The 25,764-nt window shown below is 57.3% G+C and carries 21 protein-coding genes and 3 pseudogenes; 12 read left to right on the forward strand and 12 right to left on the reverse strand.

Annotation, left to right across the window (positions count from 1 at the left end):
- Positions 1–1,104 precede the first annotated feature (1,104 nt).
- Positions 1,105–2,439 (forward strand): oxygen-independent coproporphyrinogen III oxidase, encoded by a 1,335-nt coding sequence (gene hemN / locus SO180_RS16090; RefSeq protein ID WP_449379819.1) that lies wholly within the window; start codon positions 1,105–1,107, stop codon positions 2,437–2,439.
- Between the two features lie 566 nt (positions 2,440–3,005).
- Positions 3,006–4,679 carry a carbon-nitrogen hydrolase family protein gene (locus tag SO180_RS16095; RefSeq protein ID WP_449379820.1) on the forward strand — a complete coding sequence of 558 codons (1,674 nt, stop codon included), beginning with the start codon at positions 3,006–3,008 and terminating at the stop codon, positions 4,677–4,679.
- 229 nt (positions 4,680–4,908) lie between these two features.
- Here SO180_RS16095 and SO180_RS16100 read toward each other — a convergent pair whose 3' ends face one another.
- Both SO180_RS16100 and SO180_RS16105 read right to left on the reverse strand, forming a co-directional pair.
- On the reverse strand, positions 4,909–5,538 hold the full coding sequence (locus SO180_RS16100; RefSeq protein WP_449379821.1) for an FMN-binding negative transcriptional regulator: 630 nt from the start codon (positions 5,536–5,538) through the stop codon (positions 4,909–4,911).
- A gap of 414 nt (positions 5,539–5,952) precedes the next feature.
- The gene (locus SO180_RS16105) at positions 5,953–6,687 is read right to left on the reverse strand and encodes a hypothetical protein (protein WP_449379822.1); all 735 of its coding nucleotides are present in this window, start codon (positions 6,685–6,687) and stop codon (positions 5,953–5,955) included.
- Between the two features lie 1,578 nt (positions 6,688–8,265).
- Between SO180_RS16105 and SO180_RS16110 the strand changes: the two genes are divergently transcribed.
- The 3 genes from SO180_RS16110 to SO180_RS16120 all read left to right on the forward strand — a co-directional run bounded on the left by SO180_RS16110 (position 8,266) and on the right by SO180_RS16120 (position 10,289).
- Entirely contained in the window at positions 8,266–8,991 is a 726-nt protein-coding gene (locus tag SO180_RS16110) for a LuxR family transcriptional regulator (RefSeq protein ID WP_449379823.1), read from the forward strand.
- An 86-nt stretch (positions 8,992–9,077) separates the two neighbouring features.
- Positions 9,078–9,710, forward strand: coding sequence for an acyl-homoserine-lactone synthase (locus tag SO180_RS16115; protein ID WP_449379824.1), 633 nt, complete (start codon positions 9,078–9,080; stop codon positions 9,708–9,710).
- Positions 9,711–9,782: 72 nt separating this feature from the next.
- Complete coding sequence (locus tag SO180_RS16120; RefSeq protein WP_449379825.1) at positions 9,783–10,289, forward strand: hypothetical protein; 507 nt, start codon at positions 9,783–9,785, stop codon at positions 10,287–10,289.
- Positions 10,290–10,331: 42 nt separating this feature from the next.
- Here SO180_RS16120 and SO180_RS16125 read toward each other — a convergent pair whose 3' ends face one another.
- On the reverse strand, positions 10,332–11,621 hold the full coding sequence (locus SO180_RS16125) for a cytochrome P450 (protein ID WP_449379826.1): 1,290 nt from the start codon (positions 11,619–11,621) through the stop codon (positions 10,332–10,334).
- On the reverse strand, positions 11,581–12,228 hold the full coding sequence (locus SO180_RS16130; protein ID WP_449379827.1) for an acyl-homoserine-lactone synthase: 648 nt from the start codon (positions 12,226–12,228) through the stop codon (positions 11,581–11,583). Before SO180_RS16130 ends, SO180_RS16125 begins: the two co-directional genes overlap by 41 nt.
- A 90-nt stretch (positions 12,229–12,318) precedes the next feature.
- Between SO180_RS16130 and SO180_RS16135 the strand changes: the two genes are divergently transcribed.
- The gene (locus tag SO180_RS16135) at positions 12,319–13,092 is read left to right on the forward strand and encodes an autoinducer binding domain-containing protein (RefSeq protein ID WP_449379828.1); all 774 of its coding nucleotides are present in this window, start codon (positions 12,319–12,321) and stop codon (positions 13,090–13,092) included.
- Positions 13,093–13,961: 869 nt separating this feature from the next.
- Here SO180_RS16135 and SO180_RS16140 read toward each other — a convergent pair.
- Together SO180_RS16140 and SO180_RS16145 are read right to left on the reverse strand one after the other, a co-directional pair.
- The gene (locus SO180_RS16140) at positions 13,962–15,221 is read right to left on the reverse strand and encodes a hypothetical protein (RefSeq protein ID WP_449379829.1); all 1,260 of its coding nucleotides are present in this window, start codon (positions 15,219–15,221) and stop codon (positions 13,962–13,964) included.
- 231 nt (positions 15,222–15,452) lie between these two features.
- Positions 15,453–16,235 (reverse strand): hypothetical protein, encoded by a 783-nt coding sequence (locus tag SO180_RS16145; RefSeq protein ID WP_449379830.1) that lies wholly within the window; start codon positions 16,233–16,235, stop codon positions 15,453–15,455.
- 573 nt (positions 16,236–16,808) lie between these two features.
- Between SO180_RS16145 and SO180_RS16150 the strand changes: the two genes are divergently transcribed.
- The 4 genes from SO180_RS16150 to SO180_RS16165 all read left to right on the forward strand — a co-directional run bounded on the left by SO180_RS16150 (position 16,809) and on the right by SO180_RS16165 (position 18,377).
- The gene (locus SO180_RS16150) at positions 16,809–17,096 is read left to right on the forward strand and encodes a helix-turn-helix domain-containing protein (protein ID WP_449379831.1); all 288 of its coding nucleotides are present in this window, start codon (positions 16,809–16,811) and stop codon (positions 17,094–17,096) included.
- A gap of 130 nt (positions 17,097–17,226) precedes the next feature.
- Positions 17,227–17,589, forward strand: a complete 363-nt coding sequence (locus tag SO180_RS16155) for a HipA N-terminal domain-containing protein (protein ID WP_449379832.1) — start codon at positions 17,227–17,229, stop codon at positions 17,587–17,589.
- Positions 17,590–17,637: 48 nt separating this feature from the next.
- Positions 17,638–18,030, forward strand: coding sequence for a HipA domain-containing protein (locus SO180_RS16160; RefSeq protein WP_449379891.1), 393 nt, complete (start codon positions 17,638–17,640; stop codon positions 18,028–18,030).
- On the forward strand, positions 17,985–18,377 hold the full coding sequence (locus SO180_RS16165; protein WP_449379892.1) for a HipA domain-containing protein: 393 nt from the start codon (positions 17,985–17,987) through the stop codon (positions 18,375–18,377). Before SO180_RS16160 ends, SO180_RS16165 begins: the two co-directional genes overlap by 46 nt.
- Before the next feature lie 465 nt (positions 18,378–18,842).
- On the opposite strand, the gene SO180_RS16170 is transcribed toward SO180_RS16165, so the two are convergent.
- A complete protein-coding gene (locus tag SO180_RS16170; protein ID WP_449379833.1) occupies positions 18,843–19,322 on the reverse strand; it encodes a GNAT family N-acetyltransferase in 480 nt (159 codons plus the stop codon).
- A gap of 101 nt (positions 19,323–19,423) precedes the next feature.
- Positions 19,424–19,681, reverse strand: a complete 258-nt coding sequence (locus SO180_RS16175) for a LexA family protein (protein WP_449379893.1) — start codon at positions 19,679–19,681, stop codon at positions 19,424–19,426.
- Positions 19,682–19,724: 43 nt separating this feature from the next.
- Here SO180_RS16175 and SO180_RS16180 point away from each other — a divergent pair.
- Together SO180_RS16180 and SO180_RS16185 are read left to right on the forward strand one after the other, a co-directional pair.
- A pseudogene (locus SO180_RS16180) lies at positions 19,725–20,138 on the forward strand (helix-turn-helix domain-containing protein); the annotation flags it as partial.
- 442 nt (positions 20,139–20,580) lie between these two features.
- A complete protein-coding gene (locus tag SO180_RS16185) occupies positions 20,581–20,805 on the forward strand; it encodes a hypothetical protein (protein ID WP_449379834.1) in 225 nt (74 codons plus the stop codon).
- 1,119 nt (positions 20,806–21,924) lie between these two features.
- Here the strand turns inward: SO180_RS16185 and SO180_RS16190 are convergent.
- The 4 genes and pseudogenes from SO180_RS16190 to SO180_RS16205 all read right to left on the reverse strand — a co-directional run bounded on the left by SO180_RS16190 (position 21,925) and on the right by SO180_RS16205 (position 24,796).
- Positions 21,925–22,452, reverse strand: a complete 528-nt coding sequence (locus SO180_RS16190; RefSeq protein ID WP_449379835.1) for a hypothetical protein — start codon at positions 22,450–22,452, stop codon at positions 21,925–21,927.
- Between the two features lie 481 nt (positions 22,453–22,933).
- Positions 22,934–23,458, reverse strand: a pseudogene (locus tag SO180_RS16195) (IS21 family transposase); the annotation flags it as partial.
- A 260-nt stretch (positions 23,459–23,718) separates the two neighbouring features.
- Positions 23,719–24,086: pseudogene (locus SO180_RS16200) on the reverse strand (ribbon-helix-helix domain-containing protein).
- A gap of 107 nt (positions 24,087–24,193) precedes the next feature.
- The gene (locus SO180_RS16205) at positions 24,194–24,796 is read right to left on the reverse strand and encodes a DJ-1/PfpI family protein (protein ID WP_449379836.1); all 603 of its coding nucleotides are present in this window, start codon (positions 24,794–24,796) and stop codon (positions 24,194–24,196) included.
- Between the last annotated feature and the right edge of the window lie 968 nt (positions 24,797–25,764).

The following is a 25,764-nucleotide window of genomic DNA, read 5'->3' on the forward strand; positions in this document are numbered from 1 at the left end:
CCAGCCAGCATGGTGAATCAGAAACAAGCTGATTTGGGAATCCCAAATCGATTCAACCTAACCCCATCCCGCTTTAGTTTACGAATCGGCGGTCTGATCGAAGAACCTGGCTGTAGCACGCTACGTGAGGCGACAACTCGGGTGGCGAGCTGGTGCGCGGTGCGACTGGTAGCACGGGGCGTGCCATCGGGGGCCCTACACAAGCATTAGCCTCGCAGTTGAATCCAAAGACGTTAGGTAAGGAATCTAACACGCGCGTCTTTGATGCGCCGGATTGTCGGGCTTACGACGAGGCGTCGCTTGAGCTGCGCAGTCGAGGTCTGCTCCAAGCGCCGCATTTCGCGGGTCCAGCTGGCTGGCATGGTTGTTGCCAACTTCTAATGTCAAACTAATAGGACAAATAGAAGATGTTACGATTATCCGCCGTCACACTGCTCACAGTCCTGCTTCTCCATCCGTCATGTGCCACGCACGCTACCTTGCCGGTGGCGCACGCTCTCGGTAGCGTGACAATCGCCGACTTTGCCGGGAAGTGGTCTAATGAGAATCCGAGCAGGGGTAGTATCACACATATATTGATCGACCAGCAGTTCGACAAAGCCCTCGTTCATGCATGGAGCAGATGTCGTCCGACCGAGTGCTATTGGGGCATCGCGCAAACGCAGGCTTCCAAGTTCGACTATGGAAGCCTGGAAGTTAATTGGAACTCGGGGTCTTCGGTGAGACGGGCAAGGTTGACACTCAGCGGACGTAATCGACTGGAAGTAAGGACACAGGTTCGCTACTATGACGACTCCAGCAGATCGGATTACGATGCCGTTGATATTCTCATCCGAACGCCTGAGGAGGCGGTGGGCAACAGCGCAATCAAGACTGGGTATTCGCCACCTTGCGCCCTAAGGACGGCCGTTTCAATACCGCGGCCAGGAAGACCTGCAGTGGCCTTGTCGCGTGATCCGGAAGTCTCCCGCATCACTCGAACTCAGATGCGTTTCGCGCCGGGCATATGTGAGCGCGCTTTCATCTCAGGATTGATCGCGCAACGCCTCCCGCTCGTCGCGACTGAGAGCAGGGTGATGCCGATATAGGCAGGGACAGCGACCGTTGGATACCTCAAGCTTAAACAAGTATTTTGATTCCCGCCTGCCTTGGTACACGATCTATCCAACCGTACCGCAATTTTCCGATGCGGTCGGTGCCGAGGCTTGTGAGACATGGCTGAGGTGCCTGCCCGCCGCCGAGCCAGTATCGCTCTATCTCCACGTTCCGTTCTGCCGCTCGATTTGCTGGTATTGTGGCTTTCCAACGACGATGACTGACCGGGATGCGCCGATCCAGAATTATTCGGCGGTGCTGCGTGAGGAAATCCGCTTGGTCGCAGAGCTAGTGCCGCAAGGGTTGGTCGTGAGCGACATACACTTTGGCGGGGGATCGCCCACTCTCATCAAGCCAACGGAGTTCTTGGACTTGATGGAACACTTGCGCCTGCATTTTGCATTCAGGAGATCGGCAAGCATTGCCATCGAGATCGATCCGCGCACATTCACGGCCGAGATGGCCGAAGCTTTAGAAACAGCCGGCGTGAACCGCGCGAGCCTCGGCGTGCAGAGCTTTGATCCCACCGTTCAAAAAGCGATCAACCGTGTTCAGACTGAGGCGCAGACCGCGGCCGCCGTCGAAAATCTACGCCAGCGTGGAATAAGCCGCATCAACTTCGACCTGATCTACGGCCTTCCAAGGCAGACGGTGCAATCATGCGTACGCAGCGCGACAACAGCCGTGGCCATGCGCCCCGACCGGCTCGCGGTTTTCAGTTACGCGCATATTCCTGCCTTCAGGAAAAATCAACGCCTCATCAATGAGGCAGCGCTACCCGATAGCGTTGCCCGCGCCGAACAGGCGGCGGCCGTGGCCGATACGCTGGTCGCTGCCGGTTATCGCCAAATCGGACTCGACCATTTTGCCTTACCTGAGGATGATCTCGCGCTGGCGCAGAAGGCCGGTTGCTTGCGGCGTAACTCTCTGGGGTACTCGGCAGACACCTGTAAAACCCTGATTGGCTTCGGTGCGTCGGCCATCGGCCGCTTGGGCGAGGGTTACGTCCAGAACGAAGTCGCAGCGGGTTCCTACAGCCGGCACATCAGAGCTGGCCGCCTGGCGACATCAAAGGGCTGCCATCTCACCCACGAGGACCGGGTCCGAGGCGCGATCATCGAGCGGCTGATGTGCGATCTACAGGTCGACGTGCCGGCACTCTGCGCTGCTTACGGATCCGATCCGGCTTCTTTTCTTGATTCAGCTGAACGCTTGGCGAGACTCGCCGAAGACGGGATAGTGGACATTGAAAATGGGTTGATCCGTGTGAGGCGGGAGCACCGCTTTCTAATTCGCTCTGTTGCCGCAGCATTCGACGCTTATCCATACCGCTCGCCCTGTTAGCACATCCAAGCAGCGCAAGCGGTCAACGCGAGCATAGCGACGGCAAAGCCGGCACACCGGAACGAGTGCAGCGACGACCGGTTTGAAGCGGCCACGACGTGAGAAGACCGTACTAGCGATAGCCGAAGGCGAGCTCTCCCGCGAGTGCCGCAGCAGTTCCTTACTTGCGCGACGGGATCGTTACCCGAACGGCCGAGACGCCACTTTCCGTGGCGACTCGGGGCGAGCCTAAAGCGCGATGAGATTGGGATGAATCGTCATCGCGCTTTAGGTTGTGGTTTGAGCGTGATCTTTTCGGAAAACCGCTTCACACTTTTCCGGATCATGCTCTAGAGCCCGGTCCGCCCGGGGCGGACGCGCCCTGCTCGCTCGACCGGTCCGCCCGTTGTCGCCTTCAAATCTCGCCAAAATGAACCCGCACGGGGGGCACGAGGCGAATTTCGGCACGCACACTGCTCTTTAGAAGCAGCAGTGTCGATCAGCAAATCGCACACCGCCGTCTTTCAACAGTGCTATCGCGTTTAACGGAGCATCCCATGAAGTCCTATCTATATCGCGCTGCCGCCGTGCAGACGCTCGCCGAGGTCGGGAACGTCGAGGCAAATCTTAGAATCTGCGAGCACTATGTGAAACAGGCTGCCCTTCAGGACGTACGTCTTATCGTCTTTCCGGAGTGCATGAACGCCGGATATCTTTACGATTCAATTTCGCACGCTCGAAAGGTCGCGGAGCCAATTAACGGGCGCTTTGTCAGCAGCCTTGCGAAACTCGCGCGCGAGAACGCTATGTTCGTCGCCAGCGGCATGACGGAATGGGACCCGAAAGTGGAGAAGGTGTTCAACACTGGTATTTTGCTCGACAGAAAAGGAGAGCTTGTGGTCCACTATCACAAGCAATTCCTGACGACGCACGACCAGAACTGGTTCGCGTTCGGCGAGCGCGGTTTCCCGGTGGTTGAGACCGAGCTCGGCAGGGTCGGGCTCATGATCTGCTTCGATGGCCGCATCCCTGAAATTCCGCGCTGCACGGCCTTAGGTGGAGCACAGGTCATCATCGACATGGCCAACTTCTTCCTGATCGATCAGGCTGACATGTGGCGTCCTGCCCGCGCTTTCGAGAATGGCGTCTGGATATGTGCCGCTACGAAGGCAGGACAGGAGCGATCGATCTACTATCCGGGCGGAAGCATGATCGTCGACCCCGGCGGCAATCTGCGCGCCAAGGTCGCTTGCGACACACACGGCATGGCCATCAGCGATATCGACCCGACGCTTGCTGACAACAAAGCCATGACTCTCGGTGCGGACAAGTTCGCCGACCGCCGACCCGACACCTATAAGATTCTGACGGCTGCCTATGCGGACACGAAAGTCGCCGAAACCAGCAATCGGCCAATCGTTCCGGGCAAAATGACGTTCAACATCGCTGCGATCCAGAGCCATGTATCGGAATCTCCACCCACGACCCTCGATCGCGTAGTGGAGCAAATCGGGCATGCGGCAAGGTTCGGTGTCCAACTCATGGTACTACCGGAATATTTCGCATCGCCAAACTGGAGGATCGACCCCGCCGAGGCGAAACGGCTGGCCGCGATGAATGGCAAGCTTCTGAACACGCTTGGCGCGCTCTGCAAGTCGGAAGAATGCGCCATCCTCGTGCCGAACATCGAAGAGGCGGCTGGAAAGCTCTATTCGACGTCCTTCCTGATCGGACCGGACGGCAATGTGCTGATGTCCTACCGAAAGGTCCATCTCTTTGCGGATGAACGTGCATGGGCGACGGCTGGTTCGGACTACCCTGTCACCGAAACGCCGTTCGGGCGCATCGGCGTCATGATGGGATATGATGGGATGTTTCCCGAAGCGGCCCGTTGCCTCGGAACCAACGGCGCCGACGTGATCCTGTGGCCATCTCGCTTGCAGGATCGCAAGGAGCGGACCTTGCTGGCCGTGCCACGCGCGGTGGATAACCGATGTGCTGTCATCCTCGCCAACCGTGTCGACGCGCCGTTCGGCGGCGGCAGCATGGTGGCGTTGCCCGCCCAGTTTCCAGTGTGGGACGTTGATGTCGCGATTCCGTACTATCCGGACATGCACAAGGTGGTCCTGGAGGTCATCGAGATCGCCAATGCCCGCCAGAAGCATATGATGGCGAATGTTCATATGTTCGCCAAGCGTCAACCCTGGACCTACGGCGCACTCGTCGAGCCACATGGCGTTAAGAACACCGCCGCGAAATAGGCGAGCGCAGCGCAAGATGGCGGCCGGTCATGGGGGCCGCGCCGTCACTGTCGCACCAATGGCGGGCCAGCCTCCGTCAACCATTCAATCGAACCGGAGAGCATTTCCTCTCGATTATCAGCTGGCAGGCCGCTTCGCCAAAGCGAGACTGCTGCCTGCAACTCGCATGCGGCTCCCGACTTTTCGAAGCCAAGCTCGCTCACCTATTCGTCGCGTTGCGCGGCTTGTCTTAGCCCTGAACCGGAATAAGACAAGCCACTTCCCGATCCCGCGGCTGTTCGCTCGCGGCAAGGCCAGCGGCGACGCCTATGCGGTCGGATACGGAGCAGTTCTGGCTCATCTTGTGCTTGCCCTCGAACCTGGTCACGAGGATGCGCACCCCGACGATCCCGCGCAGCTCTGCGGCAATGAAATCTGCGGGGGCGTCGCTGACTGCCCAAGGGTTCGCGCGCGACGTCTCATGAAGGTCGGTGAGCCGCGTCACCACGTCGCGGAGCCGTTCCGGCTCCTCGAAAAACTCAACCGGGCCGTAGGCGTGGACGGCGACGTAGTTCCATGTCGGCACCACCTTTTCGGTTTCTGACTTGGTGGCGTACCATGAGGGCGTCACATAGGCTTCCGGGCCCACGAAAATCGCTAATGCCTCCCCGATTGGAGGCGAGCGCCACTGTGGATTAGCCTTTGCCAAATGCCCGTACAGCGCCCCGTACTCCCCTGCCGTCTCGTCGAGGAAGAACGGCAGTGGTGTTGCGATTGGTCCCTCGGCCGTGGCCGTGACGAGGCTGGCCAAACGAGCGGAGCGGACGGTCGCCCGGATGTTTTCGATCTCATCATTCCTGAAGGCGGGGGGCACATACATGGTGGTTCTCCATTCTCCGATCTGGAGATAGCCCCAATCTGTTTCGCTTGGAACTGCCAGCTATGACGGTCGAGTTGCGGCCCTTCCGACTATCGCAGCGAATGAAGCCTCGCCATTACTTCAAGTACCGAAAAATTGGCGTCTCGGTCATCAACCGTGCTTGGCAACCTGCTGCCGGACGGTGAATCAATACGGCAAGGGTGCTCGCCGAGCCGGTTGGGGCAAGCGGCCCTGATTCTCCAGCATGAAGCAGGCGATCAGCATTACCGCCGCAAGAGGCCGAGAGATTGCTTACCGGGTACGGTGCTCGCGTAACGGCGAGCACCGCTTCCAAACATTCCAGAAAATTTCGAATCTTCCGACGCTTTGCTGAACCCAACGTGGCTGCTCAAAGAAACCTTTTTACGCCACGGCTCAAGCCTTTCGGGGAGGTCCTCGCCGCGGGCGAGACGCTGATGAATACATCGTCTGGCGCTTGAGGAAATGAGCAACAGAAATGTGCTGATCGGGTGAGATCGCCTGACCACCCTGTTCCTGGAAAATTCGGACGGCTTCCTTCAACGCAGTTTCTCGGTTTGGAAGCGCGAGATCGTCAGGCCAACAATTGGATCGACGAAAATTATAGATTGCAAGATAGAGCGACTTATCCAATTGCTTTAGGTGCGGCATCGAAAGCCCGGCACGTAAGAACGGCCCCCAAACCCTTCGAAAAAACTCGGGAAGGCCCTCATCGGAGCGCCTTTTCCCAGGGTATTTTTCAGGAGCTTCTACGGGTAACTCGACCCTTTCAAGTGCTTTCTCCAAATGCTTCTTAGCGTAGTGGCGACGATCAAATAGGACATCAAATCTTACGGGCAAAACGGTCGGATGATACTTCAGAATGTATGAGACCAATAGCAAAAAAACGTAGTGTGCTTCCCGTTCATGAAACAGTATTTCTTTGATCTGCATCAGCTCGCTTACGTTACCCGGCAACTTTATGTCGACAGCGACCCTTACTTCAGCGTTTTTGCCGCAGATAGAGCTCTTGTAAACATTACGTACGCAGCTCACGCTTGTGATGCGAGCCGGCGCAAGCTCGTGCAGACGCCTCTCGAAGCTTTCCACAGACTCACGCGCTTTCCGATAACGCGCCAAACGTCCCTGCATTAGCTGCCTTTCCAGCAACGGAGACTTCTATCGACCCATGCGAATGATCCGCCTGCTTCTCCTTAAGAGCTCGGTTGATGCGCATTTGAATCCGCCGAACGGCAAGCAGACCTAGGCGCGCCTGGATCTTGCCGGACCTGAGCCCGCCTCCGAGAGCAAACGAATAACGCCAATATCCAGTTGCGTCTCGGCTAAGTGAGTATGAGGCACCTCGATGCGTGCCCTCGTATTCTGCAGGTGGATTTTGCGACTTGGCATGACCGGCATCGCATCCAACCACCGAGAACCGAGAGTCGCGGCCGCGACAATCCGCTTGACGAACCCACGGCCGAATATGCCGGCATAGATCTTCAATGTGCTGGGCCCCGCCATTTGATGACCAGGGAATATCATGCGGATTCGGCGCACTATTTCTGCTGTTATCCGCGGAGATTGCATTTTTTCGGCGCGGTCATCGTGGAGTTCTCGGTCTTGCTGCAAAAACGTTATTTGGCTTTGCTAGCCAGACTCGCTGTGATGAACTTTTGGACCGAGAGCTAATGACCGCTGTCGAACTCCTCGCGCTCTGCTTCAGGCTAAATGTCAGCGAGGTGACGGTGAAGCTCAATCATGCGCGGATGATGAGAAAGCTTGAGCTTCGGTCACCCGTAAAGGGTCGCCTCGGGACACTATCAGAACTGATGTCGCGACAGCACATCGAAGCCTCGTCCGATCACGTAGTCACTTTCAAGCCAGATCAAAAGCGCGAAGTCTTTAGGGAGCAATCGCCCTCCCCGCGAAAGTATGCGGCGACGTTCTATGTAACATCCTCCAGGGCCCGGCCTTCGTGCGCGGCAGGGCCGAGCTCAATTTCGTTGTGGCCAAGACGCCCTCGCCTGAGGATCGGCAGGACTTCGAGACGCAGACACTGACTTACGACCAGCTTGTGGTCAGTGCCGCAGGACCCCCCTCGCCCTCAGCATGACCTAGGCTCCCGCAACCTGCCGCACGCGACGCCGGGGTGCATTGGGCTCGCCCCGCCTCTCGTTTTGCCATCATCTGCCTGCACAAAGGCATACTCGAATAGGCTTTGACGCCGTTTACTCATCGTGCTGCCGACGCCCCGACTACGATGGTATCGAAAACGCTTCCGAACACTGAGGGCTGCGGGCTAAAGTCGGCAGCCGCGGGGATCATCGAGGCGCTGAAGACGATCTGCGCTTCCTAATCAGGGGCCGAAAGCCATAGCAAAAGGCTATGGCTTCGGTAAGATTATCTCTAGTATCGGAATCCTGTTTTGCTCGGAGCCCAGAGAGCCGGGTTGCGGGCCGATGGGGACAGGGAGGATGGACCCCAATCAACCGCATGGTTTACCCACGTGATGTTTTTTTGGCGCCATAAATTCGATCTAACGAAAGTCGGCGACTCTATCGGAAGCGTAATGACGTTTTGATTTTGGGTTTGCCGACCAAAGGATTGGCGGCAGCCTCTAAGGAACGCGACCGAGATAGCCGGTAACGGAACGCAGCTCCACACGGGTGGTCGACCGCGAACAGCGCGACCAGTCTGAACAAGATAGCACCGCTAAGGTCATGTGCAATGCATCGTGTCTTTCAGGAATTTACCGATCTCCTAGCTCTGGCCGAAGATTCTCAGGATTTTTGCAGCGCCATGTCCGGCCCAGCCGCAGCGCTGGATCTCTCATGCTTTGCCTATCTTGCACTGCCACGGCGACCACAAGAAAGGCCCTGCCTCATCTCCACCTACCCATCCAAATGGACATCGCACTATCTCCGCAACAACTATCAATCCATAGATCCGGTCATCGAAAAGGCGCTTCGAACGGACGATCCCTTCCGTTGGGGTGTCGGCTTATCATCGAGATTCACCTTGACGCAGCAACAACTGTTTGAGGAGGCAGCGGAATTTGGCATTCGATACGGATTTACTATTCCCATTCACGATAATCATGGTCCAGTTGCCGCATTGACGTTCGCGACTGACGCGAGACACGCCAAGTTCGAGGCCTGCATCAACTCTCAAGAGCACCTCCTTCAGCTACTCGCGATATCGTTTGATGCTCACGTGCGCCGGAAGTTGATGCGCGCGCGCGAGATCAATGGGATTAAATTGTCTGCCCGCGAGTATGAATGTGTTGAGTGGGCTGCTCAGGGGAAAACGACATGGGAGATTGGTCGAATTCTTGGAATTTCCCATCACACGGTCGCCTCTTACCTAAACAATGCGAAGAAAAAGCTCGGCGTCCGTACCGTGATTCAGTCGGCAGTCCGCTTTGCGGCTGCTAGAAAAAGAGAGCGAAAATAAGACTTACTCCTCCTGTGGTTGCAGGTGGTGCGTTGGTCTCCTGAATCCGCTCCAAAGGGCTAGACACATCTGCCCTCGGAGGGAACATGATCCAACTCATAACTCGGGCATCGTATGAAGAGCTTTCGAGCACGCTCTCAGGCATGTATCAGTTGCGCTATCGCATATTCAAGAGCCGCTTGGATTGGGACGTTCAGACGAGCGCCGGCATGGAAATCGACGAATTCGATGCACTGGGTCCGGCCTACCTCGTGCAGCTCTCTGATGCGGGTCAGGTACGCGGCTCGGTGCGATTATTACCCACCCTCGGGCCAACGATGCTTCGGGACACGTTTCCAAAACTTCTCGCAGGCAACCCAGCTCCGTCGAATCCGCTCGTCTGGGAAAGCAGCAGGTTTGCCATCGATATTTCGCTCGAGGACCCAATAGGCGACCATGGAATAGCTCGCGCTACGTATGAGCTGTTTGCAGGCATGATCGAATTCGGGCTATCGCGACAGCTCACCGACATTGTTACCGTCACGGACAGTCGGATGGAACGGATTCTCCGACGGGCGGGTTGGGCGTTGCGGCGAATTGGAGGTCCCTGCAGGATCGGCCCTACATCGGCTATCGCAGGCTATCTTGGAATTTCAAGTGAAGTTCTTTTGGCAATGCGCAGCGCCGGCACTCTGTCCGGACCAGTCCTTTGGACGCCTGTGATGTCGGCCGCGGCATGAAGCTCCAGCTTTTCAGGAATCTTCTTGAAGCGACTGCCAGTCGTATTCCCGCATTCGCCGGCAAGCATTGACATGATAAAGATCAAGACTGCGGCCAGTTCGCTCTCAGCGGCGACTGACTGCCGTGAACTGAACGTCCTTCAGGTAACCGCCGTTTCCGCGGGCCAGGTCTCGGCTGGACGAGAATTCGGATGGAGACGGCGACTACGGCCGCTTGCCCAACGGCCTGGAAGTTGGCATAGTTATCACGTTGCTTCTGGCCGTTTGATCAACTTCAAGGCGAGCCATATCAAGGATCATGACGACGAAGCTCAGGCCGGCCTGCTCTGCGCAGGTGATAGCCTCGTCAAGTCTGCTGCAAAGCTGCTCAATATTCGTTTGCTGTTTCATCGTAGTTTCCATTTTGAAAGAACCAGAATGACCGATTCCCGTCTTGCCGAATTCCTTCGGTCCCAGGAGGGACGATCTGTGTCGCGCGAGACCGTCGAATGCCTGCGATTGCTGAGGATGTTCATCAAACTTTCTCCCGCTCAGCGCCGCGAAATAATCGAGCTGGTCGAGCAATATCCAGAACGCTGATCGCAGCACCCGGTGGATTTTGTCAGGCTGATTTTCGCCTGCCTATGCCACATGCTGTTGTTTCCTTGCCTGTGCACGAGGTCGCAATTGCAGCTCGATACGCGGCGGCAACAAGGTGATCTGAGGCGTTGGCTCGTCCGCCGGAACATCGGACAAGATCTCCAGTCTGCTCGAGGCCGATAGTTCGAGCGCCAGCAATTGGAGTTCGAGTAACCCCAGGCCGATGCCAACACAGGCGCGCGGCCCCAATCCGAAAGGCATGAAGGCCGGCGTGTTATAGGCACGGTCAAGCCGGAACCCAGCTGGATCGCCCCAATAACGCTCATCGCGCTGCAATTGCCACGGGCTGATAATGAGAGACGTTCCGCGCTTCAAATGCAGCCCGCCCAGCTCCTGCGGTACCCGTACTTCCCGCGAAAACCAATAGAATGGTGGATAGAGACGGAGCACCTCGCGTGCGACGTGAAGGCTGATCTCGGCTTTCGGCAGTCTCAGCGGATCGATCTCTCCGAAGCCATCCATCGTCGACTTCGCTTCATTGGCAAGGCGCTCTGCAAGGCCCGGCTCCGTTGCGAGATAGTAGAGCAACCAGGCAGCCGCATTTCCGGTGGTGTGATGCCCGGCTAGCAACAGCAACAGGATTTCATCGCGCATATCGTCAGGAGACAGGTTGAGCCCTTGCAAGGCCTGAACCAAGGTGCCATCGCCGGCTCTATTGCGCACGCGGTCCACGACCGCTCCCATGATGGCCCGGCTTCTTCGTAATTGTCGTCGCTTCAAGAGGCTACGCCACGGCGTTCGCGGTAAGATGCGAAAAAGGCTATCGGCCATTTCCTCTTCCGCCACATGCACCGCTTCCATCAAGGCGGATTCATCCGCTGATGTCAGAGCGCCGTGACCGAACAGCAAGGCGACGATCATTCGAAGGGCAAGCGGCGCGGTGACCTCATGGGCATCGAAACAGGGCTCACGAACCAGAAGCGATGCCTGTCGTCGGATCAAGCTCGTGATCTGCGGTACGAAATCGTTCATAATCCCGCGTGCCAGGTGCTGATGAATGATCGCCCGACGTCGTTGATGCTCGGCACCGCTCAACGTAATGGAGCTGGTGCCGATGACGGTCCGCAGCTTGTGGACCAGCCGCCCCTTGTCGATCATCGTTTCATCCGCTCGCAGTACGGCCTTGGCCACCGCCGCGTCGGTGACAAGGTAAACCGGCGAGGGACCGAGGTTGAGCCGAACGAGAGGCGCGGCTCCCGTGGCGCTGCGCTCCTTGAATAACGCCAAAGGATCACGCCGAAAGGCGTTCACATCCGAAAATAGATGCTTCATCGCTAATCTCCATAAATTGCGTGAGTGCAAGGAGCGAACGGAAAGCAGGCGAAAGCTCTCGAGGAATGGGGATCTCTCCGGCAACGGCGAGAATCCATGCACCATCGTCGCGAAACCCGACAATCTGCGCACCGCCGTAGCGCGATGTGGAAAGGCCGATCCGATTGAGCAGCCTTTCGTGAGGGAGCTCTGCCAACGCAACCAGGGCGAGCGCGTTACGGGCCAACGCAAATCGTATCAGCAAACTGTAAAGCACAGTGCTCGCCTGACGGTGGCCGGCCCGGACACCGAACCGGCTGATCTCGACGTGGCCTGCGTTCACCGGGAAGGGCCTGTGCGTCGCCATATGCGAAAATATCGTTTGCGATAGATATGGACGATCGCAACTGATGGCGCGAAAGCAACCGATCATTTCCCCATCCAGGGACAAGCCGCAGTAGACGGCGTCGTCCGTGTCAAACTGATCCCTTTCACTGCCCCTATCCGCCGGTAACGACCAGCCCAATTCGCGCACGAAGAGCCGGTAGCGCAGTCGAAACAGAGTTTCAGTGAGGTCTGGACGTGTCGCGGCGGAGAAGAACGCGGCCCTGTATCGCGGTTGCTGCACTTCCCGGCTCCCCATGGCCTTGCATCAGCTTCGGGAAGATGATGGGATCGCCCTTGATTTTTAAATTAGGAATTTTCCTAGGTTTTGAGGATGGGCGCTCTGGAACAGGATTTAAACGCGTTGGAGGCTTGCGCCTCGATCGAGGAGATTCGCGCAGTTTTTCAGCGCATAATTGAAGATTACGGCTTTAGCACCTTCGGATTCATGGACGCATCGCATCCCTGGGAGGACCAACCACTCCTCGTCTCCACCCACGCGCCTGCCTGGATCGACACCTACCGGTCAGAAAACTTCATCAATACCGATCCTTGCCTGGCCATGGCCCGCCGGACAAATCTACCCTTTCATTGGGGAAGCGTGCGGCTGCCGCCCGTGACGGGCAAGCGCAAGCCGGGCGCGGTCAAGACCATGGAGGCCGCGCGCGATTTCGGTGTCAAGGAGGGGCTGACCATACCGGTTCACTACAACGATCCGCTTGGCCGTCGTTATTCCAGTGTTTGTGCGTTGTTCTGGAACAATCCCGTAGAGGGGTTCTTCGCGAACCTCAGGCACAACGGACTCCAGCTGCATGTGATTTTGCTCTATCTCGCTCAGAAAATCGTGGATCTGCACGCGATCGAAATCAAGACCTCGACAAGGACCGATCATTTTGCCGCAGTCCAGCTCTGCGCTTTGACCGACCGGGAGAAGGAAGTGCTCAAGTGGGCTGGAATGGGAAAGACTTCGGACGAGACAGCCGTCATATTGAGCGTGAGCCGCAAAACTGTGGAAGCTCACGTTAAGGGTGCTATGATCAAGCTCGGGGCCACCAACAAGACGCAGGCCACGGTTCAGGCGGTCTACCGCGGCTTGATTGATATTTGAAGGCCAAAACGGCTACAACGATTGAGCTTGAGTAGCCTTGCGTGCGCGGACGGGGCCGGCTCGTCATGAACTCGACGCCGATTTCGGAGCCGTCCAGCCGGATCAACTCGCATCGGCGGTAGACCAACCCCATGGTCGACAGCAAAAAGAACTACCGCGCCTTGAGGACCCCGGGCGACTGGTCTATCCGAAGGTGCGCTCCCCGTCCGAGACATCAAGGAGAACGCAATCGCGTGCCATGTGCCTGTCGGCGCTCACCAGAGTAGCTCGACATCGATGATCGAGCCGCACGCGTTTTGCTTTTCGCTGCTCCCAGCTCATGAGCTTAAAGTGGGTCTCAATCGCGTTCTGAAATAGTCTCTAAAAATCTGTCAATGCCGTAGAGCCAAACGGTCCTTGGCGGGGACGTAACGAAGCAGTCAGTTACCAAGCGCAAGTTAGTGACTCTTGCCGGCGGGCAGGACAGCCTATCGATGGCGCGGCCCCTGCGCTGAAAATCATGAACGAAAATCGGCATGACCCGAAGAGATTATGCTTTTGAGACCTCTAACGGGATGACATTACCTTGCGATGCTTCCCTCTCAACATACCGCGCCGCTAGTGCTCTTAATTCTTCCATGAAACTGATGCAGAATATCGGCGCAATTCGCGGAAGAATTGGCGAATAATGCTCGAGAACATCATGCCATGAAGAAATTCGGTGCTGGATGCACTGGATGAAAGATCGCGTCGCGAGCTAGACACAAAAGCTAGCACTCGAAACAGTTCTTGCTCGGGGAGAACGGAACGTCTCATTACCCAGTTTGCGTTCGAACGAAGTGCTCATTTTGGCTTTTCCGTACATCGCTCTACCGGAGAGCCAAGCCGGATTAGCTCTGGTGCGTCCCGCCTTCGACCTTCTTGAATGCCAGCTCTATATATTCCTGAATGGCATCTAACCATTCTCGCTGATGAGCGGGAAGCAGGTCCGAGAGGCGGGGCATATTTCCTGTGAGCGTTCGCAACGCCGATTCCGTGCCTTGCTTAATCTCGCCCACTGAACCTGCGATCGCCTTGGCCAAGGCTTCATTGTACTTGTGTCCCACTTCAGTCCGTCCCCACCATGTCGAGGGACTTGTTTCCACGAAACCATCCTTTGAGATTGTTGCTAGATTTAAGGGCTGCCCCTCGGGAGAGGCATGCTTGAGATTTAATCCGCCCTTTCGCTCTACGTAGAGGCCGAGTTTTTCCGCTTCGACGAGGAAGCCTTTCAGCAAGACTGGCCAACGCGGATCTTTTCGGGCAAGCACCTCGTAAAACTCATCCTCGCTAATGCTCACCGAGCGCTTGGGTGACGAAAGTGCCGCCCCACCCCCGCTGGATACGGATGCGTCAACTATGAGCGCACGGCCCTTTTGGTCGATCTGTACGACTCCGCGCTCGATTAAGACGGTCTGGGCCAACACGGACGGCACGACAAGCTTTACACCCTCAATTGGAGCCTCATAGACGGCTAATTCTACAAGAGCGAACGTAAAACGTTGGCCCGCATGCGATTGCAGCAATTCCGTCAGAGGCAAAATATCCTCGCGGATACCGTCACCAACAACCGCAATAATTGCTCTGCCGCGCAACAGATTACGGGTCAGCGCGTCGACGAATTCCGCTTCGTCGAACTCAGGTTCGTCAATGAACAATTCCGCCATCGAACGGATCGGCTTCTCGGACTTCGTTCGCGATCTGACCACGGCTGCATTCAGTTCGTCGTATGACATCGCGAAGATGGCAGCCGCGTACTCCATCGCCTGCGCGACGGCAGAGCGCCGCGCCTCCGGGTTGCGCCACAATTTGGTTTCGACCAGGACCAAGCCGCCGCTGCTGGTTAGATAGAGGTTGTCCAACGCTCCGGAGCGTCCGCCACCCAACGCGACCGACAATTCACGACAAACGGGAATGAGAGCACCAAATCCTGGCTCAATCTGCTCGATAGGAAAAAGCTCGGGTCGTCGGTAGAGGAGCTCCTGTAACCAGGCCTCATCGAACCGAGACCCCGCCTTGCCACTTAGATCAACGCGCGCCAACGTTCTTGCCGCGCTAATCTCGCCTTCGATCCACTGAGGTCTGCCGTCTCGACGTCTCGGACCAGGCATTCGTAATGTCCTTTTGTTGAATAGCGATGCTGTGAAATGGAGAAAGAGAGGCCAGCTAGGCACCCTCCAACATAAAACTGGTCGTGCCAGCTTGACCTATTAACGGCGAGTACGCGATCGCACGTTGCAATAGTTTATACGCAATACCGCAGCTCTTCGACTAATTGCCGGATTCCGACTGCGTGCATTAGATTCTTGAGATAACGGTTTTGAGCGTCAGACGAACCAACTTTAGCAGGGGGTTTGAGTGCCAGAGACGCGTGACACGGTTAGTTCAGCAGAGTTCACTAGATAGCCGATTCCGCCGTCAAGAGTATCGTCCGCATTTCGCTGCTCTGCATGACCATAAATGCAACGGGATCGGTCGAGCGGAACTGTTTGTGACTTGAGGACCGCCCCTTCGCTCGATTTCAGAACCAATGTTAGATGTTGTTCGCCTCTCCACGTTCCCGATCCATTATAGTAGCCGAACGCGAGATGTGCTCTTTGCTTAGACGCCGTCGGTGTGGGGCATTCTTGAATGACGCTCACCGCGATGCCAGAGAGATCGCCAACATGATTGCCGTTCCCGTCCAGGGTCGGTACGTTCGGCAACGGGATGTTCTTCAGGACGCTGGGCACGCATGGCGGCAGATCATTCGACGAACTTTTCTGACGAGCCGCCTTGTATTTCATAAGCGCGTCGAGTTTCTCCGGCGTGGTGAATTTGGGATCGGCGCTGATAATCGAACAGAAGAGATAGCTAAGATAGGCTTCTTGTTGCGCAGGATAGTAGTCCTTGGATTGAGTGTATATTTCGCTCTTGGTCGTCTCGATCTGTCCACCTAGCTCTGCTTGTCCAACATATTTCGAGAGAAGCTGTGCCTTGCCTTGCAAGTTACCCTTTATTACCTCGTTGGTTTGCAGTTCTTGGCTGAGTGTTGGAGGCGGCCCGCAATTGATCTGTTGCCCAAGTGCGGAATTCATTGTCCCGACGACAAGACCCACGAATATCATGAAAGCATGCCATCTCATGGTCGCGTCACCTCCCGGTTTCAAATACCTTATTGGATGGACGGCGTGTGAGACAAGCCTAACGCAATGATTGCGTGTCTTTTATCTTGGGTATCACGTCCCTACGAAGCTCTGATTACGTACCGATGCAATTGTGGGGCATCCTTGTCGTGGCCCCACCAGTACGGAAATCTAGCGTCTCCGACAAACGAAGAACGATTGAACCTGCCTGCCTTCTCTTGTGCGATGGCGTGGGCTTTGTCGTAGCCGTCGGCCACGTCGACGGGGCCTCTGACCTTAGGCTGAGACTCCTCTCGGACCGGCCACGGCATTTCCTCGTATATGGCAACAAGCATCGACACCTCTGCGGCAAGGCCCAATTGCGCTACACTTGGCCTTTAGCAATGGGTGACTTTGAGCCTATTTTTCAATCTATGATATTGATATATATAACCTATTTTTAAGACGCGTCGGAACGCCTTAATGTCAGCGATCGCTGACTTTTGGCAGGTGTCGACGAACGCTGACATTTTCTAATTGTCAGCGATCGATGACATATGATAATGTTGGCGAACGCTGACTTTTGGACTTGCCATGCTTATTCGTACCGCCACCGATCTCGGAGCTATCATCCGTGACAGACGCAAGGGGCTGAAACTCGATCAATCGAGCCTCGCCAAGCGCATTGGCGTCAGCCGTCAGTGGGTGATCGAAATCGAGCAGGGCCATGCACGCGCTGAACTCGGACTTGTCCTCCGCGCTCTCGACGCCTTGGATATTCGCTTGGATGCAAGCAGCGAGCCTTCCAATAGCCGCACGTCAGAAAAGACCGCCGTCGATATCAACGCGATCATAGCCAAAGCCAGAAAGCGCAAGACATGACGAACCAGCTCATTGCTCTCCTGGCTGGCAACGAAGTTGGCCGGGTGCATAACGATGCACGCGGCCGACTGACTTTTGTCCACAACCCGATTGGCGTAACGCGCAGGGAGCCTATCCGCTATCGCTCTCCATGCCGCTCGCGGCCGAGAAACACGGACCTTCCGCCGTTCAAGCTTTTCTCTGGGGCCTACTGCCGGACAACGAGCGTGTGCTCGATCGTTGGGCCAAGAAATTTCAGGTTTCAGCCCGCAACGTGTTTGCCCTCATTTCGCATGTCGGCGAGGATTGCGCTGGCGCGGTTCAGTTCGTCACTCCTGACCGTTTGGAAGTCTTGCAAAGCGGCGCGGACGATAAGGTCGAATGGCTCGACGAAACGGCCCTCGCAAAACGCCTGCAAGCGCTCCGCGAAGATCACGCCGCATGGCGGTTGCCGCGGGACACAGGGCAGTTCAGCCTCGCGGGCGCTCAGCCAAAAACCGCATTGCTACTATAGAAGGACAAATGGGGCATACCGTCTGGGCGTATTCCGACAACTCATATCCTGAAGCCGCCGACCGGTCATTTCGACGGCCATGCCGAGAACGAACATATCTGCCTCATGCTCGCGCGCAATCTTGGCCTGCCGGTCGCAGAAACCAGAGTTATGCGGTTCGAAAAGGAAATTGCCATCGTAATCGAACGCTACGATCGGCAACTCAGCGGAAACCGCGTCGTGCGCGTCCATCAGGAAGACATCTGTCAGGCACGCGGTACAATGCCGACGCAAAAATATCAAAGCGAAGGCGGACCGACGCCCACCGACATTATTGAACTGTTGCGTACCCATTCTACAGATCGTGTCACCGATGTCGATACATTCGCCGATGCGCTCTCGCCTTTAACTGGCTCATTGCGGGTACGGACGCCCACGCCAAGAACTATTCACTACTTCTAGCCGGCGGTCCCACCGTGCGGCTTGCGCCGCTCTACGACGTAGCCAGCATTCTTCCCTATGACGACGTCGATCTAAAGAAGACCAAGCTCGCCATGAAAATCGGCGACGAATACAAGCTGAACGAGATTAGCCTGCGCGACTGGCAGAGATTCGCGCGCGAAACCCGCTTCGACGCCGACAAATTGATTGCAGGCTTGACCTCCATGGCCGCGCAGATCCCCGACAACATAACCGCCGTGTGCGCAAGCGCAAAGGCACAGGGACTCGACAACGCGATCATTGCGCGCTTGACCGAACGGTTGATTGCAAGAGCCAAGGACTGCCGACGTATCCTGGGCACGGTCTAGTGCTGATTTCCTCAGCCCTCGCGGACAGCTTGAACCAAGTCGGAGAATCTATTTTCCCATTGTGTGAGCTTCTACTCTCATGAGCGGTTACCTTCTCGACCGACAGTTGCCCCGCTTCAATTCGGAGGAGCAAGCTATGGGAGGCAGAAGCTGCTGAGGGCCCGGACTACCTGCCTTCGGCTGATGGAGGGTGCCGACATCTACCAGATCGCCAAGAACTGCCGCACAAGCGTGGAACAAATCGAGAAATTCTAGGCCTCGCACATCAAGAACCAGCTGAGCGCGGCGGCGATCAATATCAAACGGTTACCGAAGGTCGAAGACAAGCTGCTGCGAAAGATGGTCAATCCCAGCCGACCAAGCCCCCATCAAGCGAAAACCACAGCCACGCACGAACTACGTTCGGCGCAAGCCGCAATACTCACCAGCTTGAGCCTTCGCGAGGGCTATCTAACCGCCTGCGTATCATGTCAGTTCAAGGACCATATACTTTGCCTGGTCATCATAGCTTGCGAGCTTCTGGTTCAGATCTGCATCATCCAGCGTTCGGAAACCGTGTCTCTCCCAGAACCTTGCTGAATTGTTGACCGCCACCAGCGAGAGATTGGGAAACCTGGCTTTTTTCGCGTGCCTGACCAGCTTGAGCACGACCTCGGAAGCTGCGCCACCGCTGCGCGCTTCCGGCAGCAACGCGATGTCATGAATATAGTAGGTCGATGCGGGCTCGGCGGCGGCGCCCAAAAGCACGTTCAGCGCGGGAGGCTTCTTGAAGTGCCAGGGATGGCTGACGATGTAACCGGCCAGGCCATCCCGCGCGCGTTCGAGTACGAAACATCCCTCAGGGTACAGCTCCAGCCGTTCCGAGAAAACGGCCGCATCCTCGGGGTAGTTCAGGTGGACGCGATGTGCAATGCCACGAACTCCAGGAAGATGGTCGGGCTCCATCGCTCGCCACAGCATACAAAACTACTTTCAATGAATCTCCCAAAGTATAACGATCACTAGTGGCTCTGCACAGTGATTTTGACCGGTTGGACTGGGAACGGTCAGATTAGCTCGGGCAGGCTTTTGGGATCGACGAGGATCTCGATGCTGCGGGGGGTTCTTGGCTGCCGTCTAATGAGGCCAGCTCGTTCCAGGGTCAGCACCATCTGGTGAACCGAAGGCGGGCTGACGCGAAAGTATTCCTGCATGTCGGTTTCCGCCGGGGGCCTGCGGCGGAGCCGCGTGTAGAGGTGGATGAAGGCAAGGTATTGCCCCTGTTTGGACGTGAAGGTTTTTGCCGAAGGACTCACGCCGGCCATCCGATTCAGTTGTTGGTGCGTGCCTCGAACAAGGAGGCGCGCCATGAATGTACGCTACCGGGTCGACCTCAGCCAAATCGAGCGCACTGAACTCAAGACGCTGCTGGGCGGCGGCAAGCATGCGTCCCGCAAGCTCAAGCGAGCGCAGATTTTGCTGGCTGCCGATGCCGGGGCCGGCGACGAGGAGATCGCCAGAAGTGTCGGCGTGGGCGGCTCGACCGTGTACCGGACCAAGCGACGCTTCGTGGAAGGCAATCTGGAGCGGGCGCTGAGCGAAGAGCCGCGTCCCGGGGCGGAGCGCAAACTCACGGGCAAGAAAGAAGCCTGGCTGGTGGCCACCGCCTGGGCCGGTCGGCCGGAGGGCCGCGCCCGCTGGACGCTCAAGCTGCTGGCAAGCGCGATGGTCAAGCTCACCGAGCACAAGAGCCTGTCCCGCGAGACGGTTCGGCGGCCCCTGACATAGATCTCACAAGCCGGAATATTCTAAGCTACCCTGCAATTCGAGAGGTCGTGCCGCCACAATGGTGGAAAAGTCGGCACGCGGTGCATCTTGGAACACGCACCGCGTGCCGCCGAAGCTCGTACCAGTGCGTGGGCAACCCGCTTGCCGAACCGGGCTGCCTCTTCAACGAGCATCAGCTTGTCGGGTATGCCGCATCCACCTGACGAGAAGCTGACGGGGCGGCCACTTGCATCTGTCTGATCCGGAGGCGCCATGACCATTCTTGAGGGCTATACGAGACCTATTGCGCGCTGGAGGTGAAAATCACTCGCGTTCCGCCGCACAATACCGAAACCATCTGCCTCTACTCGCAGCATTGAGGCCGGCGCCATGATTTCGCCTCTGGGCGATCCGCTAATTCATCATTGTCATGCAGCGATTCGCGTGAGGCATTGAGATGCCCGACTTGACGCTCTGGAACAAGCTAACTCGCAGGGAGCAGAGAATTGTTATTAAGCTGTTCGGCGGAGGCTCCACGCATGGCGACAGCCTGATCGAGACGGTCAACCTCATGCGGATGGGTCTCGTCGCCGAGAACGGTTTAACCTCCTCCGGCCTTGAGGTCTTCATCGCCGCCTTCAATGCGCAGCGAGACGCGCGTCAGCGGGAGTTGCTGGCGTAGATCGGCGGCGCTACCAGAACGGCAAGCCGGGTGCGAGCTCTATCCGTTAGACGGATCGGGTACGCTGGTGCGCCGGACCCGATACCAAGCTGAAGTTTCTTTGAAGGGATTGGCTTGTGCCTATGCTTGACCATACGCTTAAGGCGGACGTGACGGCGCTGGAAGCGATCACGGAGACGTTATCGAAGGACGACAAGGCCGGAGCGTCGAGGAGACGCTGTTACCAGGCGCGGTCGCTTTCGATATAAACCGTATTCTCTTTGCCTTAGGTGTGAATTGCGCCGTATTTGCCCTAGGGGAAACCCTGGGCGCAGAACTGCTCAAAGTCCAGGCAACCTTCATCGGCAATCACGAGCCAAGCCCCCGCCAACTCGATGGCTTAAGTCCGATGCATCTACCAGTTCCGCCACGCTCGCATCGGCCCATCTATACAAAAACCGCCCTCAGCTCTTTGCGTCCCTCCGCCGTCAAGATCTTGGGGAGGCAAGCTGGAGATTGCAAACGCCCCGGCCGACGTGGGAGAGCTTATCGAGTTCACCGTTTGCCAAATTCCGCCGACGTGCTCTCCTTCAAATCGTTCATCGTCACCTCAAAAACTTCGAATTGGATAACCTGGTGCGGGTGGCCCGACTCGAACCGGCACAGGCCTTGCGGCCCCACGGATTTGCGCACCACTTCGGCTTTCGCCGCCGCCAGCGCATTCGTTCCGCCGGAAGCTGCACCGCGACGCCAAGATTATGTCCGATGACGTGGCGCTTCTGGATATTCAGCGTCAAAACCGTCAGCGCTTCAGGTGAAAGCGCCACATGCCCTAACGGAGGCCGCCCGTGCAACGTTGCACGCAGGTTCAGTGCCACACTTCCAACTCTGTCATTCCCCACCCCAGCGGCGCGCTTTGATCGCCGCAGGCTGCCATCAACTGCGCGGAAGTTACGCCTAGGCCCGCTTATGCCGTTTCGTTGATCCGCGGAGGTGTTGCCTTCCCCACGACGAAATAGACCGAACCCGTAACCCGGGATGAACGCCGACAAGGCGCAATTGAGATGGACCTGCTTTGCAGTCCTCGAACACGACGGCTGTGGTCCGGATAATGAATTTCGCTCGAGCGGGATGGTCATCCTAAATCGCGCCCATCTTCACACAAATTGCGTAGGCAATCACAAACGCTGGCAAGAATAAGAAAAACCATACGAGGCCGTTCGGATCGCGATGCGATGCGAACTCACGGTTTGCATCAGTCTCTTGGCCGTGCGGGACGATTGAGTAGAGCTGACTTGGACGCCTTCGCCTGGCTGCCTTCCTTAGCAGTTGCTTCACGGCGGTTTCATGCTCGATTTCTCGATCGGACATCGGCGCGTTACCTCCTAGCCAACCATCCAAAGCGCGGAAACGACCGCGCATAGAAACAATCCGGCTACAGTAGCCAGACCAATCAAGAGGCGTTCTGGCAAATCCATTGACGGTCCTCGCCGCCAGCCACGTTAACAGCGCGTGCAAAGCAGACGGCGGGCTGGCGACGCCGGAGCCGCCCGCTCTTAGAGCGCCTATCCGACCGCAAACCATATCGGGAAAAAATGGCAACCGGGATAACCATCTATGGGTGTCCCCACCACAATGGGTTGCACCAGCGAGCATGATGCCGATCATTGCTTCTCTGCGGGGGCGTCGCTGGGCGGTTCAGCCGGCGATGCGGGCAGCGGAGCTTGCGGCGCCGCAGTACAGTCGCCCGCCCATAGCTTAGTGCCCCTGACCGTGCCAACCAACTTGCAACCCATCGGGGCTTGCTGCTTTGCCTGTACTGGCGGCCTTTTAGCGGCTCTCGGCGGAGCGGTTTGAGCGAACGCGCTGGTCGTAAGCAGTAGCGCGACAAGTCCGATTAGCGGCTTCATGGTCAGTCCGTCCCCAAAGCTTATTTCGCCTTCGCCCTCAGTCCGATATCGACGAGCCGCCGGATCACCTCTGGCCGTCCGGGAAGGTCGTCCTGAACTCGGCTCCCAGCGGCTTTGGCAGTTCTGGCTGCAGGCCGCACCAGCACCGCCTCGCCGGCTTCGGAAGGTCTCTTCTTTGCTGATTTCGTGATATCATGAGTTGATTTGCTCATACACATGATATCATGAAAGCAAACTGGGACGAACAGGCGCGGCCGGCGGTGACGACCGCTCCTCGGGTCACGGGTCAGAACGCCCTCGCCATAATCGACCTGGGCTTCCTCGCCGGGGCAAACTCGATACGGTCAAACTGTTTGGGATCGATGTGGCGCAAGGCACGCACGAAGCGCTTGACGCTCTCGTAGCTGGCAGTGAAGCCGAACTGATCAACCAAATCCTGATAGATCGCCTGCGCGTTGCGCCTCAGGCGGGCCTGCTGCTCGATCCATTCCCGATGCGGTTCACAGGCTGGGCAGGCGAAATCAAACGTCTTGACGGCCACCGTCACTCCGATAGTGGCGGTCGCGGAGGTGGGGGAGTTTGGCCTTCGGTGGCCTCAGAGCCGGCGGTCACCTCGGGGGAATTTGCCTCCGCCCCTCGCTGGTGTACGAAAATCGCCTGGTAGCGCCGGATCCCCGTCAGCCGCTGGATCTCTCGTTGGCTCGTCTGAAGCTCAAGAACGTAAATACGGTGCTTTGCAGATGCGGCTTCAAGACGTTCGCGATGCGAACTTACGGTTGCATCAGTCTCTTGGCCGTGCGGACTGGGCCCGCGTCAGCTTATCTTCGATGCCGATGTGTGATGCGTAACAACTTGCAAGAAGCGCGTGTAAGCATGCGCCCATCGCCCGGCTGGATAGCGTTCCGAAGGTTACACGTTCAAATCGTGTCAGGCGCGCCATTTGAAAGTAGCTCGTTGTCCCAGACAAGTTCGGCAACAGCCATGACGCAATTCCGCCTAACGAGCGACTGAAACCCTCGATTTGTTATTCGTGCTCCCGGCTCGCAGCAAAAAGTCGTGCCTCGCTCTCGAGGATGCGGTTGGCGTCTAGCGATCTGATCGGCGTGGCGAAATCGCGCGGGATGTCGTCAGAGAGCTGCAGCATCAGATACCGGCCGCAGCAGACGCGGAGGAACGAGGAAAATTCTCCACGTTCGCCCGGTCCTCCAGCAATTCTTCATGCAGCCGGTCCAGAAGCTGCGAGAGTGTCATGCCGTCGCGCTGCGCGATCTCCTCGAGAATTCGCCAGTAAAGGTTCTCCAAGCGGATGCTGGTGGAGAAACCGCGCATTCGCACGGACTTCAGCCGGGTCTGCCAAAGCCCCGCATCCGCATTGACAAAGAGCCTGCACATGGGCGACCTCCTCGGCCAACAGAACCAGCCGGATCACAGCCTATCACCCTGCCCTGCGCCTGTACCTACGCTCATTCCCACTGGGCGGGCGTCGTCAAGCCGGACGATCATGCGGCGCGGCGCATGCCGGAATGGCTGATCGTCGTCCCCAGAACGGCAAAAAATTGCGACAGCCACGACGGGTGAGCCGGCCAAGCCGGCGCGCTGACCAGATTGCGACCTGTCACAGCGCCATCAATTGGGATATCGGCATAGACGCCGCCTGCAAGTTCGACCTCGACGCGGCAGGCCGGATAGGCCGAACAGGTGCGCCCCTTCAGCACGCCGGCGCCCGCAAGGAGCTGCGCCGCATGACAGATTGCGGCGACGGGCTTCTCGGCATCGAAAAAGTATCTGACCAGATCGATCACCCGTTCATCGGTGCGAAGGTATTCGGGAGCTCGGCCGCCCGGTATCACGAGCGCGTCGTAAGTTGAGCAATCGATTTCGGTAAACGTGTTATTGATCGTGAAATTGTGGCCGCGCTTTTCGCTGTAGGTCTGCTGGCCCTCGAAATCATGGATCGACGTTGCGATTGTGTCGCCTGCGGCCTTGCCGGGACAGACGGCATGAACCGTGTGGCCGACGGCGATCAGGGCCTGGAACGGCACCATTGTTTCGTAGTCCTCACCAAAATCCCCGACGATCATCAGAATGCGCTTGCCGTTCATGCGTTATCCTCGCTCATTGGGTTCCAGCGCTCGCACTTTGCGCGCCTGAAGATACAGCCGGCGGACGAGACGTGGCGTTAACCAGTTAACGCAGTCGAGCGAGCGGCACGCGCGCGCTGCCGTCGGCAGTGTGCGCACAAAGAGCCCAGGCGTCAAAGAATGCCTCAGCTTCGTCGGTAACGATCAAGCTACGAATGGACAGTTCTTCTTTCAAATGCCTCGCGCATATTCCGTATACAAATCCGGCCACAACTTGTCCCAACGCGCGCGCACAACAGATGGTTCGGCAGCAAACATCGCCGGAGTCAAAGCATTGAACAATACCTTGGGACTCCAGTTCCATCGAAGCGGCACGACACATCCAACTGCTCCGAATCACAGCGGTGTGGGACACTCTTTCGTTCCGAGCGCGCAAAGCATATTGCTACACAAAGTAGCATGTTGTCGCCTACTTGTTTTGGTGGGGTACAAATCTGTGCCACACTCCCGCAGCCGCAGTTGAAGTCCCTCGCGAGCGTCACCGATCTGCGACGACTCGATCACCGATGCCGAGAACAGCCTCGCAGAGCGTTTCTTTCTCGCGGATCGCTCGCGTGATCGCCAGGCGGCCCCTGAAGCAAGTCGTTTCGACTAAGTCCAAGCACATCGAGATCGCAGCAAGCGGTATTTCCAGAGAGAAAGCAGGATGAGGGCACAACACATGCGCCCGAATGGGAATGCACGAGCGCTTCGCGGTATCCTCTGCCTTCCATTCACCAGATGATGTTGACGTTCGAATGTGCAGGTTTTCGTCAGGCCTCCAACCCGGCTCGCCCCACAGCATCGAAGTGCTGGCCCCTCCCCGATCGGTTCTCCGGAACTCTCAAACCAATCAGAACCTGTGTTGCATTTCAGCCAGTCTAAACCTCAAGATCGAGTGGCATGTCGATTGCTTCGATGAAGCCAGACCACCGCTTCCACGCGCAACC

The sequence above is a fragment of the Bradyrhizobium sp. UFLA05-112 genome (assembly GCF_053572325.1).